This window comes from Formosa sp. A9, from assembly GCF_051200825.1.
In the GTDB taxonomy this organism is placed as follows: domain Bacteria; phylum Bacteroidota; class Bacteroidia; order Flavobacteriales; family Flavobacteriaceae; genus Formosa.
In genome coordinates this window covers 2,201,746-2,215,239 of record NZ_CP195158.1, presented here as the reverse complement: position 1 = coordinate 2,215,239, position 13,494 = coordinate 2,201,746, and the positions used below count along the sequence as shown (strand labels likewise).

Here is a 13,494-nt window from a genome sequence, read left to right as displayed (position 1 = left end):
ATAAGTGTACAAGTTGGTTGTACGCTTATGGAATTTTAAAACATTAAAAGCTTAAATATTATACTTTTTTATTAGGAAAGTATTTCTGCCACCATTGTTTTTGTTTTTTAGGGTTGTTACCGTAGCCATAACCATAGCCGTATCCGTAACTGCGTCTATGATCTACATTATTTAAAAGCATAGTCATGTTTGGTAAGCGCTTTTCGGTAAACATCATATCTGCTACATGTAGGCTACGTTTGTCTAAATAATTTGCTTTAACTACATAAACAAATACATCGGCATGTTTACTTATTAATAAAGTATCTGTAACCAGCCCAACAGCAGCAGTATCTACTATAATATAATCGAAATCATTTTTAATGGTTTCGATTAAATCAGAATATCTGTCGTTCATAAGTAATTCGGCAGGGTTTGGTGGTATGGTACCAGAAGGGATTATACTTAAAAACGGATTTTCTTTTTTAGATTTTATAATATCCTTAGCCTTTAAATCATTATTACTTAAAAAGTCGGTTAAGCCAAGTTTATTTTCAAAATCTAGATAGAGTGATGCTCTAGGAACCCTAATATCTGTTTCAATTAATAAAACTTTTTTCTCTGAAAACGATAATGATAAGGCTAGATTTGTTGCTGTATGTGATTTACCTTCTTGACTGGTGGTTGAGGTGATGTATATAATTTTCGCTCTGTCTTTAATATTTTGGAGCATAAAATCTAAATTGGTTCGGAGTATTCTAAATGCTTCCGCTTTTGGTGAATAATCTACTTTTTGTACGTTGATAAGCTTACCTGTTGTTTTTGGAATTTCGGCAATAAATGGGATGTCTAGTAAGTTAGTTAAATCTTTTTTAGTGTGTATTTTGTTGTCGAGCAAATCTTTTGTGTAAAAGAATAGAAAAGGAATGGCCAAACCAAAAATTAAAGCTGCTAAAAGCACTATAAGCTTTTTAGGGCTTACGGGAATGTTAGAGGTGCTTGCTGGGTCTACCACTTTAGCATTTGCTGTAGACATGCCTAAAGTAATAGCCGTTTCTTCACGCTTTTCTAAAAGATAAAGATAGAGAGATTCTTTAATGCTCTGTTGTCTTGTAATATCTCTAAACTGTCTTTCCTTAGCAGGTGTAGAATAGATTTGAGCATTAATTCTTGAATCTGTTCGTTTTAACGAATTTAATGTGATTTGTGTTGAAGATTTTAAATTATTTAAACTTTGCTCCAAATTGTCTTTAAGTGCCTTAATTTGGTTGTTAAGATTTATTACAGTTGGGTTTTTTTCGCTTGAATTTTTAAGAATTCTATTGCGTTGTAAAACCAAATCGTTATGACTTTTTGTAACTAGAGCAATATTAGGGTCTTCTATTCCAACATTAGCAGGTAATAAATCGCTATTGGAATTATTTTGTTCCAAATGTTGCTCCATATAATCAATTAATTGAATTTGATTTGTGGTAGCCATTAAATTGGCTTCATTTTCGCGTTCCGACTGTAAAAAGATGTTGGATTGTGATGCTAAATCCGATAAGCGATTGTCTTTTTTTAAAGTTTCGGCAGTTAAATCTACTTGTTGTAGTTCTTCCGAAACAATATCAAGTCTATTGTTTATAAAGTCCGATGTCACTTTAATAACTTCTTCTTTATCTTGAACGACATCGGCATTATATTTTTGTATAAGTTTATTTAGGAAATCTTCAGATTTTTTTTGAATGGCTCCGTTTAACGATATTTTGATGATTTTTGATCCCTCTGCATTATCTAGTTGTAGCCCATTTTGATACGTTTCTACCAATTTATCTATTGGAACAAATTTAATCTTGGTAGTAACACCAATTTGCGAACCGTAATTTCCAATGTTTGGGGTTATAACAATACCTCCAAACGAGGTGTTTAATTTGTCTCCAAAATTATAGGTCTTTCCTGTATCTGAATTTCCTCCTAAAGATGTTATCGTTTTCGGATCTTCATTGGTAATGTTGAATTTAGAGTTCGAGACTACAGTAACAAAAAATGTAGTATCTATAGTGTTTATGATTGAATCGTCTTTAAAGAATGTAAGGTTGAACGGTGGATTAGAATAACTTTCTTTTTCTTTTATAACGCCTTGTACATGGTATGAAATATTTAACTTTAAATCTTTAACAACCTGTTCTATTAATGTTTTAGATTTTAAAATTTCCAGTTCATCTTTAACTTCTTTGGCATCACCAGAAATTACACCTAGCCCTTGTAAGCTTGAAATTTCAGGTAATTTATTGGTTTGCTTATCGTCTTTTAATTGTATTATGGTTGAACTTTTATATTGATTGGTAGAATATCTTAAAAAAGTAAATGCCAATAGCAAACATAATATCACCGATATCAGAAAATATTTCCATTGCGATAAATACACGTGTAGCGTGTCGTGTAGGTTAATTTTATTTAAGGTCTTTTGATCTTTCATTTATTTAATGATTAAGGCAACGATAGTGGCTAAGGTGGCAATGGCAGAAATTAAAACAACATTGTTTTGATTGTATTTAGACGATCTTATTCTTGCTTTGTTAGGTTCTACATAAATAACATCGTTTTGCGTTAAATAATAGTACGGCGAATTGGTGACATTTATAGAGGTTAAATCGAATTTATAATATCGGTTTTCGCCATTAATTTCTCGTATTAAAAAAACATTTTCACGTTTTCCGTATATGGTTAAATCGCCAGCAAGACCTAAGCCTTCTGTTAAAGTGATTTTTTCGTTAGGAATGGTGTACGTACCAGGTTTATTAACTTCGCCTAAAACTGTAATTCTAAAATTAGCTAACCTGATGTTAACAATGGGGTCTTTAATGTATTCAATCAGTAATGATTTTAAATACTCGTTAGCCTCACTTCTTGTAAGTCCACCAATTTTAATGGTTCCTAAAACAGGAAATTCTATATTACCATTATTGTCAATTAAATACGTTTGCATTTTTAAAGTACCTTGCGCAAGGTCTACCGCCGATGCATTATACGATACAGCTGGCAAATTAAATGGTTTTGCGGCTTCGGGATCTAAAGCAGATACATCTATTGTTAAAAGATCGTCTGGTTTAAAACGAATTTCAAAATCTGGTAATTTGGTTGATCCAGCTATAGCTTCGTCTTGAAAATAAACAACTTCTTTAGGCGAAGCACACGAATTAAAAAAGAGATAAGTAAGCGTAAGGGTAATTATAAATAAGTTGGTCTTAAATTTTTTCATATTGGTTAATAGCTTTTGGTTTAATTTCTAGGGCTATCTAAAACTTCAAATTTGGAGTTGTTAGATATATATTCTGGTACAATTTCTTTGATTTTCGAAACGATATCCAAGGTTTGGCATTTAGGATTGTTTTGGTGCAATTCTATAATTAAATTTAAAGTAACCTTAGTGTCTATTTTTTTTGATTTTGCAATCATGATTTTTTCATGATAAGTTGGTCGGGTATTTTCTCCATTGGCTAGTAATTCTTCGTAAATCTTTTCGCCAGGACGTAATCCCGTAATTTTAATATCGATATCTGTAGGGTAATTTAAGCCAGATAAAGTAATCATATTCACTGCTAAATCGAATATTTTAACAGATTTGCCCATGTCGAAAACAAAAATTTCGCCACCGTTACCCATGGCGGCAGCTTCTAGAACTAAAGAACATGCTTCTGGAATGGTCATGAAATAACGCGTAATATCTTTATGTGTTACGGTTAAAGGCCCTCCTTTTTCTATTTGCTTTTTGAATAAAGGTATAACCGACCCATTAGACCCTAATACATTACCGAATCTAGTGGTTATAAATTTAGTATTCCCTTTTTTATTTAAGCAGCTTATGTATAGTTCTGCTATGCGCTTGGTAGCTCCCATGACGTTTGTAGGGTTAACAGCCTTGTCGGTAGATATCATTACAAACTTATTAACTCCAAATTTTATGGCTAGATTGGACATGTTAATGGTGCCGCTAACGTTTACACTAACAGCTTCGTAAGGATTGTTTTCCATTAAGGGAACATGCTTGTAAGCAGCTGCATGAAATACAAATTGGGGTCTGTAAGAAGCGAAAATTTGATTCATTCTTACTGTATTTCTTACATCGGCTACAATAACTTCAAATTGTTTTATGTCATTTTGAATGAATTCTTGTTGTAAATCGTATAAAGGCGATTCTGCAACATCTACCAAGATTAGTTTTTTGTAATTAAACTTAGTGAGTTTTCTAGCTATTTCGCTACCGATAGACCCTGCTGCACCCGAAACTAAAATAACTTTATTGTCGTATTCTTCTACTAAAACGGGGTTTTTAATGCTTATGGGTTCTCTGCCAAGTAAATCTTCTATGTTAACATCTTTAATTTGACTTACTTGTAAATCACCATCAATCCACTGCTGTACAGGTGGCGTGATTTTAACTTTTATAGATTTAGCTAAAAATTCTTTTGTAATTTCTAGTAAGCGTTCCGAACTTATAACCTGTATGGATATAATGATTTCATCGATTTTATGTTTTTCAATGAATTCTGTCGTAATTTTTTTCGGATCGTAAACTTCTAAGAGGTTTATTTTTTTACCAATCTTTTTAACGTTATCATCTATAAAACCAAAAATTTCGATATTACTTTTTGAATCGTTGGTAATGGCTTCGTAAGTAACCATTCCAGAATTTCCAGCACCATAAATTAGAATTTTATGACCGTTTTTATTCATTAAATGATGGTCTGAAATGATACTGTGGTAGATTGATTTTATAAAAAATTTAGCTCCGATTAAGAAAAAAACATTGAGTAATAAATGGATGTAGATAACAGAGCCTGCAATATCAAAAATCGAATCGTATTTGTATTGTCGGCTAACATACGTAGAAATAATTAGTATGGTGGCTAAAAGGTTGATACCTACAACAATATTTACAACATCTTTAACTCCTGTAAAACGAACAACGCCTCTGTGCGAGCTAACTATAAAAAAGCTAATTGTTGCTGCAATTAATACAAATGGGATTTGGAGAAAGAACTTCTCTAAATCGAAAGAAATTTCAAAATTATAACGAATTAAATAGGCTAAGAAAAACGTAAATACAACCAAACATAAATCAAACAGTAACACCACCCATTTAGAGGCGTAACGGTTGGATAGTTTAACGAGTATTTTGTTTATTTTATTCAAAATATTGTTTGATTAGCGCTACAGTTCTGTTTAAATCTTCGTCGGTTAAATTAGATCCACTTGGCAAGCATAAACCTCTTTCAAACAAATCGTCTGAAGTACCATTTAAATAACTCGGAGCATCTTTAAATACTGGTTGTTGATGCATCGGTTTCCATAAAGGTCTGGTTTCTATATTATCGGCTTCAAGGTGCACTCTTAATTTGTCTTGGTCGTTTTTGTTTTTTAACAGCACGCATGTTAACCAACGATTGGAATAGCAGTGGTCTGGTTCTTTTAAAAACGTAATATCAGAAATAGATTCCAGTTGCGATTTATAAAAATTGTAATTACTTCTTCTTTTTTGAACATGATTGTCTAAAGTCATCATTTGTCCGCGACCAATTCCTGCAACTATATTAGACATTCTGTAATTATATCCTATATGCGAGTGTACGTAAGCTACGTTTTGGTCTTTTGCTTGTGTGGCCAAAAACACAGCTTTTTCTTTTTGTTTTAGAGTATTACAAACTAAAGCACCACCACCAGAAGTGGTTATTATTTTATTGCCATTAAAGGATAAAATAGCGAAATCTCCAAATGTGCCACATTTTTGATTGTTGAAAGTGCTGCCTAAGGCTTCTGCGCTGTCTTCAACAATCGGAATATCGTATTTTTTAGAAATATCGTGTATTTCGTTTACTTTATAAGGCATACCATATAAATGTACAGCAATTATGGCTTTTGGTTTTTTACCTTTAGAAAGTCTATCTTTTATGGCAATCTCTAATTGAATAGGGCAAATATTCCAAGTATCTGCTTCGCTGTCAATAAATATAGGAGTGGCACCTTGATAAACTATTGGGTTTGCAGAAGCCGAAAAGGTTTTAGATTGGCAAATTACTTCATCTCCATAAGTTACATTTAAAAGAATAAGCGCAAGATGCAAGGCTGAAGTGCCAGAGCTTACAGCGGCTATTTCTTTGTCTTCTTGAAGATAAGATGTTAAGTCCGACTCAAAACCGGTAACATTTGGGCCTAAAGGCGCAATCCAATTGGTGTCGAAAGCTTCATTAATAAATCCTATTTCATGACCACTCATGTGAGGAGAAGATAACCATATTTTTGATTTCATAGGCAAAATTGTTAAGTAATGAATTACCACAATTTTTATGTTTTTTTACGGATTTGGAACATAAAAATATTATAACAAATTAGCTGTAATTAATTAGTTACATATAAATATCCGTAATTTGTTAATACTAAATCAAATAAAAACGACGAATCGCAGATATTTACGTTAACAAAAATTGTTAAAATAAACTGTGAATCTGTATTTTAATATCAATTTTTAGCTTAAGGTTATTGACGAAATATTTTAGTAATAAGAATGTGAAAATCTAAGGTTTATTTAGTTTTTACTTTTGTGTATTGTGGTCTATAGCTAGGGAAATAATTGCTTTGATTATCGGGTGCATCAACTTGGTTTTGAAGTTCTTGTGTTAGTTTTTTATAAACCGTGGCGTTTATAATTTTTCTGCCTGTATAATATACAACATCTTGGTCGTTAGGGAAAAACGATTTTTTGTATTGGTATAGGCTGTCGTTATCTTCTCTGCCGCCACCTAAAACATAGCAGTTTATATTGTTATCTCTAGCCCATTTCATAACTTCTATTTTTAAAAAGTCGTTGGGTCTAGTATTGAAATAATCGGAAAGTGTACCTCCTAGGTAAGAAAAAAGTGTATCTCCAGAAATAAGTATCAGTTCTGTAGAAATTGCAATATGTTCTTTGTAAATAAAAACTATTAAACAATTACCTTGGTTTAATTCTACAATGTTATTGAAATAATTGAAAGAAAAGAAATACTCTTTACTGGCATTAATTCTAGTCATGGTTTGGGTATAGATATTATGAAATAACTGTACATTCTCTTTAGTAATGTTATGTCGTAGGACTTGTATTTTAAGGTTGTAGGAAATACTTTTTCTGTAGTTATTTCTCACCTTTTGCTTAAAGTTATTCCAAAGATCGGTATGGGGCATTATTCTTCCTTTTACATTTGTTAGCGTTGGCACTAAAGTACCAGAATAATAGTTGTGATTGTCGTTAAGGCTAAATCTTATAAATTCTGAAACAACATTATTGTCACGATACCAATCGTCTACAAGGCTCCAAAACTTTACTAATTGTTCTTTGGTTAAATTTTGATTGAATAAAGGACCGCTATATCCGTAAGGCGAAGTAATATCAAAATAAGTATCTTGGGTTATATCGCTATTTATTTTTCTTAATAAAAAGGGCATGAGTATTAAAATAGTGTTATGCTCGCTTTTTAAAATGAAATAATGTAATTGATCACCTAATAGATCGTTTAGGTTGGCTCCTAAATTCTTATAAAAAGGGTTAACAATATTAAAGGAGTCTACAGCTTTTATGTAGTCTTTAAAATCGTTTTCATTTATTATTTGTTTTATAACGAGTTCCATAAACTTAAATTTTAATTCAAAAATTGGTTAATTGAGATTTGGATGTGCCGCTTTGTAATACGTAGCTGCCAATGGTTTCCGCAATTAAAGTCCTCCCGTAATTGTTCCAATGCATGTCGTAAATAAGTGTGGTGCTATTTTTAGAGCGATTTAATGTTTCCGAAAAATCTAAATAGCGATATTGGTTGTTGTTTAGATAGTTTAAAAATGAGGCTGGTGTTTTTTTTGCGTCTATTAAAAAAATGTATTTGTTTTTGTCGAAATGGTAAGTGTTAACTAAATGCTTGAAATTGTTTAGATAGAGGGGGTAAAGTTCCTGCTCTGTGGTTTGGGCTTTAATTTTATTGGCTTTTGATAATTTAGAAATCAAATTTTTAGGAGCATCAAGAATGCCGATACTTTGTAGGTAAACTAATAATTTGCATTGTCTTAATATTTTATATACAGGCGTTTCAAGCTTCATTCTTTCATTAGAAATACTGTATTCTGGACGTAGTAAATCTGTATCGAATTCTAGACCAATAAAAACATAATCTATCAGTTTGAAAGTGTTTTGATATTGGTGCATCAGGTGAAGTTGATCTGCTAAGTCGTAACCGGCATAACCGTATTCGTAGACCTCTATATCGCCTATGTTGTTTTCTATTTTTTTACCGATAGAATTGTAGTAATCTTGATGAAAACCTTCTATAAACGAATCGCCTACAAGTGCTATTTCTGTTTTATCGGAAGAAGGTGTAAACTCTCGGTAAGAATTGAAACCTGAATTGTTAATTCGGTATTCAGAAAAGTTTTGCTTTCTATTACCTGTAACCGAATATCCCGTCTGATTGGGCTGCCATTTTTCTACACCAAATTTATCAATATAACGTACAGGGTAATCTTTTGTTAAATGAAAAGCTCTAACGCCTAATTCTAAAACTAATAGTATTAGAATGCCATAGACAAAACATGTTAGAACTAATTTTTTCATTAATAGATTTCTTGTTTTTTAGTACAAACAAAAAATAGCGCACTCCCTTTTTTGTTTGTTATCATTTTTTCTTTGTAAACCGTTTTTACTTCAAACCCCGTGTTGTTTAGGGTTTTTAGAATGTCTCTTTTTTTTGCCCAAAGCATTGCATGCTGATCGCTTTTGTAAAATTGTTTATTTAATTTGCCATTAAATTTTAGTTCTGGTAAATAGCGTTTTTGCACAGGTTTTCCTTTTAATAAACGAACTGTATTTATATTTAAACTCAAAATGGGGTTGTACCACCTAGAATGCCAATCTAAAAAACTAAACAAATAAGTACTGTGTTCGTTACCAATTCTGTGAGCTTCTTTTAGAGCAGCATTTAAGCTGTGTTCAGGAACCATACTTAATACTTGTTGTAAGTAGCATAAATATCCAAACTGATTAGATTTTACATCATGTAATTGAGCAGCATCGGCAACAAAAAAGTTGACATTCGAGGTTTTTTCAGTTGCATTTTTTTTAGCTCTTTCTATCATTTTTGGAATAATATCGAAAGCCGATATGTTTTGGAAACCTAGTTCTTTTTCTAAATAGAATGAAAATACGCCGTTACCTGTGCCTGCATCTAAAATAGACGTGTTTTTGTCCTTAAAATAATTAGATAATAAATAACTTTCTACCTGATTTATTTTAGACCTGTCGGACCAAGTGTTAATGGTATGTTCTTCGAATGCTTTAGAAAAAGGCGATTTCATACTTATTCTAGTTTTTTAGAAATTAAAAAATTACCTATAATTAAATAATCCAAACCGGTCGAGAAAAAACACCTAATGGCATCTTGCGGCGACTCGACAACGGGTTCGCCCTGTATGTTAAAACTTGTGTTTAAAACAACAGGAACACCAGTACGTTCGCCTAGTTTTTTTATTAATTCGTAATACCGCGGATGTAGTTCTTTGGTGACTGTTTGAAGTCTTGCGCTACCATCTACGTGTGTTACAGCCGGAATTACAGATTGTTTTTCTTTTAAAACATTACAAACTTTAAGCATAAAAGGGGCTTCAACTTCTAAATCGAAAAAATCATTTTTAGCTTCAACAATAGCGGAAGGCGCAAATGGTCTGTAAGCTTCTCTAAATTTTACTTCAGAATTTATTTTATCTTTCATGTCGGGATAAGCGGGGTTGGCCAAAATGCTTCGACTACCCAGAGCTCGCGGGCCAATTTCCATCGCGCCTTGAAACCAGCCTATAATTTTTCCAGATTCTAATAATTTAGCGGCCACATCGCAAATGTCTTCGTGTGTTTCGTAGCGTAATTTGGCGCCTTTCAGCACTTTTTCGATGGCCTCGTTACTATAGGTTGTACCAACATAAGGGTTTAAATGCACAAAATTTCTGGGTTGTTTTAATAGTCCGTTATACAAATAATATGCAGCTCCAATTGCGGTACCATTATCTCCTGCGGCAGGCATAACGTATACATCTTTAAACGGACTTTCTCTTACAATACGCCCGTTCATCACACTATTTAAAGACACACCTCCCGAAATTACCAAGTAATCTGCTTTTGTTTTTTGGTGTAAAATATCGCAGATTTCTAATACTTTGTTTTCGAGTACGCGCTGGAATGCAGCTGCAACATCCATATGGTGTTTTTGGAAAGGCTCGTCTTTTTGTCTTGGTTGTCCAAAGATTTTAAAGAATTTTTCCGAACAGCGTTTCCAACTCATATTTTGATAGTTAAAATAGCTTAAATCAAAATGTAGTTGCCCATTAGCATCAACACTAACTATTTTTTCTACTTCATCAAGAAAAACTGTAGGGTCGCCCATAGGTGCCAATCCCATGGTTTTACCTTCGTCGTAACTGGTTCTAAATCCGCAAAATTGTGTTACTGCTTCGTAAAAAGAGCCTAAAGAATGCGGGAAATAGCTTTGGCCTAGGCAAGATACTTCGTTGTCTTTTCCGTAGCCTAACCAGGTGGTTGCCCATTCTCCAGAGCCATCAATACCTAGTAAGGCAGCTTCTTTATACGGAGAAACATAAAAACTTCCTGGAGCATGACTAAAGTGGTGCTGTATAAAATGTACTTTAGGGCCTGCTTTTTTGCTGTCCCAGTGGTATCCAAACCAGTTCCAGAAACTTTTTTGTTTGTTATAACCGTGCACTAATTCGTGATTTATAAAGGGTTTAATCGTTTTTAAATGAGTAACGCTATGTACAATTTTTTTACCCAGATTATGCGTAGGTTTAATTGAAACAGCTATATGGTCGATATCGTTATAGCTAAGTCCTGCAATTTTTAGGCATCTGTCTATAGCAAGCATAGGGAAACTTCGCGTGTGTTTGTCTCTGTTAAGGCGTTCTTCCTCTATGGCAGCAATTAATTGGCCATCTTTAACGATGCAAGCTGTAGAATCGTGGAAGTAATAGTTTAATCCGAGTATAACCATATATTTTTAACTTAAAATTGAAAATAAATAAAAGATCGATCTGTGTTGTTGTCGTAAAACAATAACATTGTAAATATTAATATTGAATAGGTGAAAAAGCGTACGTATTTTGATTGAAATGGAATGGGGTTTCTTTCGTTTTTTCGAATTATAAATTCGTAACTTATAAAAACAATAAGTAGTATAAAATAATCTATCATTCTGTATCCTTTGATATGGCTGTAAGGTTCAAAATGAAATTGCTGTATCATTTGATTAATAAATAGAAAGGCATCTGTAATGGAATTCGATCTGAAAAATATCCATGAAAATGTTACAATTCCAAATGTAACTATAACAGACATAGTTTCTTTAAAAATGGTTTTGGATGAACCAGTACCAAAACTTGTGGTTTTGTAGGCTGTATTTCGTTTTAGTAGTATTAAAGGAACAAAAGCGAGCGCGTGAAAACCACCCCAAAATAAAAAGGTCCAGTTGGCTCCATGCCAAAATCCGCTAACTAAAAAGATGATAAAAATGTTTCGAATAACTTTACGAGTTGTTACACGAGAACCGCCTAATGGAATGTAAAGATATGTTTGAAACCAACTTGATAAGGATATATGCCAGCGCCTCCAAAATTCACCTATATTTCTAGAGAAATACGGAAATTTAAAGTTAGACATGAGTTCTATACCAAAGAGTTTAGAAGTTCCTATGGCTATGTCGGAATATCCACTGAAGTCTCCATAAATTTGAAAGCTAAACAAGACAGCTCCAAGTAACAATGTTGAAGCAGGATAGGAGGTGTAATTTAAAAAAATATCGTCTACGATTGGAGCTAAAGCATCGGCAATAGCCACCTTTTTAAACAATCCCCACAAAATTAATTTTAAACCATCAACCTGTTGATTATAATTAAATGAGCGTTTATTGTTAATTTGTGGTAATAATTCAGATGCTCTTTCTATAGGGCCTGCTACAAGCTGCGGAAAAAAACTTACAAAAGTAGCAAACGATAAAAAGTTAGAAGTAGGCTGTATTCTTTTATAATAGACATCGAAAGTATAGGACATGGTTTGAAAAGTGTAAAACGAAATGCCAACAGGTAATATAACTTGTAGTGCCCAAATGCTTTTTGGTGTATAGCCTATAATCGATAATAAATCAATCCAAGAATCTATAAAAAAGTTACAATATTTAAAGAATCCTAAAAGTCCTAAATTGAAAATGATGCTAATACCTAACCAGTATTTTTCAGTTGTTTTTGTATGCGAGTGGTAAATCTGTAAGCCTACAATGTAATCGACTACACTACTTAAAAATATTAGAGAAAGAAATCTCCAATCCCACATGCCATAAAAGAAATAACTAGCTATTAATACAAGACTGTTTTGAGCCTTTAGGCTTTGCTTAAAGACCAACCAATACAATATGTATATTGTAGGTAAGAATATAAAAAATTCTAAAGAATTAAATAGCATACATTCTAATGGTAAAGAATTGGGTCTAATTTTTTACTAAACTTCTTAAAATCTTTATAAAACATCAAAAAAAATCTTTGAATTGTATTATAAATGCTTTAATCTGTATTTGGTAGTATGCTAGAGGGTTAGGTGTTACAAGAACTATTTATTAGGTTGCAGATTTTGTATTGATTTTATAACTTTTTTTGATGTTGTTTTTTTAGGAATTCAATAAAAAGTATCAAAAAAATGAAAATAAGAGACTACTCTTGTTTAAGCGTGTAGAGATGTAAACTTAAGTTATTTAGAGGGAGAAGGCGTGCCTTTAAAGTCTTCTATTATTACGTTGTCGACCTTGTAAATGCCGTCTTTCTTAAACACTTTGTATATGGTAAGAAAGATAATTTTAATATCTAATAGTAAAGATATGTTGTTAACATACCACACATCGTATTTAAACTTTTGTTCCCAATCTATGGCATTTCTTCCGTTTACTTGAGCCCAACCAGTAATACCAGGTCTTATGTCGTGACGATGCTTTTGTTCTTCATTATAAAGGGGCAAATATCTCACTAATAAAGGTCTGGGGCCAATTAAGCTCATATCTCCTTTTATTACGTTGAGTAATTGAGGGATTTCGTCTAGAGAATATTTTCTTACAAACTTGCCAATATCGGTTAAGCGTTGTGTTTCAGGTAAAAGCTTCCCGTTTTCGTCTGTTTCATCCGTCATCGACTTAAATTTAATAATTTTAAAAACAACTTCGTCTTTGCCAGGACGCTCTTGAAAAAAGAAGGGTTTACCGTTGTTTTTCCAATATAATAATAGCGTAACAATTAGAAATATAGGGAATAAACATATAAATCCTAAAATGGCTAAAATAATATCGAAAAAACGTTTAAAAAAGGATTTGTAGAGTGTCATTACTGTTCGGGTTAAAACTATTGTAACTTTGGGGTTTAACAGCTGCTAAATTATAATAAAAAATAGTTTAGAACGGATGTTAGTTA

10 protein-coding genes are annotated in these 13,494 nt (G+C 32.5%); all 10 read right to left on the bottom strand.

Annotation, left to right across the window (positions count from 1 at the left end):
- Positions 1 to 58: 58 nt before the first annotated feature.
- Positions 59 to 2,440 carry a GumC family protein gene (locus ACR9EA_RS09850; RefSeq protein WP_435132251.1) on the bottom strand — a complete coding sequence of 794 codons (2,382 nt, stop codon included), beginning with the start codon at positions 2,438 to 2,440 and terminating at the stop codon, positions 59 to 61.
- Positions 2,441 to 3,223 carry a polysaccharide biosynthesis/export family protein gene (locus ACR9EA_RS09845; protein ID WP_435132248.1) on the bottom strand — a complete coding sequence of 261 codons (783 nt, stop codon included), beginning with the start codon at positions 3,221 to 3,223 and terminating at the stop codon, positions 2,441 to 2,443. It abuts the gene before it with no gap.
- 20 nt (positions 3,224 to 3,243) lie between these two features.
- Complete coding sequence (locus ACR9EA_RS09840; RefSeq protein WP_435132245.1) at positions 3,244 to 5,157, bottom strand: polysaccharide biosynthesis protein; 1,914 nt, start codon at positions 5,155 to 5,157, stop codon at positions 3,244 to 3,246.
- Positions 5,150 to 6,271, bottom strand: coding sequence for a DegT/DnrJ/EryC1/StrS family aminotransferase (locus ACR9EA_RS09835; RefSeq protein WP_435132242.1), 1,122 nt, complete (start codon positions 6,269 to 6,271; stop codon positions 5,150 to 5,152). Before ACR9EA_RS09835 ends, ACR9EA_RS09840 begins: the two co-directional genes overlap by 8 nt.
- Before the next feature lie 272 nt (positions 6,272 to 6,543).
- Positions 6,544 to 7,626, bottom strand: coding sequence for a GNAT family N-acetyltransferase (locus tag ACR9EA_RS09830; RefSeq protein WP_435132240.1), 1,083 nt, complete (start codon positions 7,624 to 7,626; stop codon positions 6,544 to 6,546).
- A 16-nt stretch (positions 7,627 to 7,642) separates the two neighbouring features.
- Complete coding sequence (locus tag ACR9EA_RS09825; RefSeq protein WP_435132238.1) at positions 7,643 to 8,599, bottom strand: hypothetical protein; 957 nt, start codon at positions 8,597 to 8,599, stop codon at positions 7,643 to 7,645.
- On the bottom strand, positions 8,599 to 9,339 hold the full coding sequence (locus ACR9EA_RS09820; RefSeq protein ID WP_435132236.1) for a class I SAM-dependent methyltransferase: 741 nt from the start codon (positions 9,337 to 9,339) through the stop codon (positions 8,599 to 8,601). The genes ACR9EA_RS09825 and ACR9EA_RS09820 overlap by 1 nt, the downstream gene beginning before the upstream one ends.
- A gap of 2 nt (positions 9,340 to 9,341) precedes the next feature.
- On the bottom strand, positions 9,342 to 11,039 hold the full coding sequence (locus tag ACR9EA_RS09815; protein ID WP_435132233.1) for a carbamoyltransferase family protein: 1,698 nt from the start codon (positions 11,037 to 11,039) through the stop codon (positions 9,342 to 9,344).
- A gap of 11 nt (positions 11,040 to 11,050) precedes the next feature.
- Positions 11,051 to 12,502: an MBOAT family O-acyltransferase gene (locus tag ACR9EA_RS09810; RefSeq protein WP_435132231.1), complete on the bottom strand. Its 1,452-nt coding sequence runs from the start codon at positions 12,500 to 12,502 to the stop codon at positions 11,051 to 11,053.
- Positions 12,503 to 12,784: 282 nt separating this feature from the next.
- On the bottom strand, positions 12,785 to 13,408 hold the full coding sequence (locus tag ACR9EA_RS09805) for a sugar transferase (protein ID WP_435132228.1): 624 nt from the start codon (positions 13,406 to 13,408) through the stop codon (positions 12,785 to 12,787).
- Between the last annotated feature and the right edge of the window lie 86 nt (positions 13,409 to 13,494).

What these genes read in the sequence shown, in the direction of transcription:
- ACR9EA_RS09850 (WP_435132251.1), bottom strand. Translation starts at nt 2,440, where the DNA reads ATGAAAGATCAAAAGACCTTAAATAAAATTAACCTACACGACACGCTA.
- ACR9EA_RS09845 (WP_435132248.1), bottom strand. Translation starts at nt 3,223, where the DNA reads ATGAAAAAATTTAAGACCAACTTATTTATAATTACCCTTACGCTTACT.
- ACR9EA_RS09835 (WP_435132242.1), bottom strand. Translation starts at nt 6,271, where the DNA reads ATGAAATCAAAAATATGGTTATCTTCTCCTCACATGAGTGGTCATGAA.
- ACR9EA_RS09830 (WP_435132240.1), bottom strand. Translation starts at nt 7,626, where the DNA reads ATGGAACTCGTTATAAAACAAATAATAAATGAAAACGATTTTAAAGAC.
- ACR9EA_RS09825 (WP_435132238.1), bottom strand. Translation starts at nt 8,599, where the DNA reads ATGAAAAAATTAGTTCTAACATGTTTTGTCTATGGCATTCTAATACTA.
- ACR9EA_RS09820 (WP_435132236.1), bottom strand. Translation starts at nt 9,339, where the DNA reads ATGAAATCGCCTTTTTCTAAAGCATTCGAAGAACATACCATTAACACT.
- ACR9EA_RS09815 (WP_435132233.1), bottom strand. Translation starts at nt 11,039, where the DNA reads ATGGTTATACTCGGATTAAACTATTACTTCCACGATTCTACAGCTTGC.
- ACR9EA_RS09810 (WP_435132231.1), bottom strand. Translation starts at nt 12,502, where the DNA reads ATGCTATTTAATTCTTTAGAATTTTTTATATTCTTACCTACAATATAC.
- ACR9EA_RS09805 (WP_435132228.1), bottom strand. Translation starts at nt 13,408, where the DNA reads ATGACACTCTACAAATCCTTTTTTAAACGTTTTTTCGATATTATTTTA.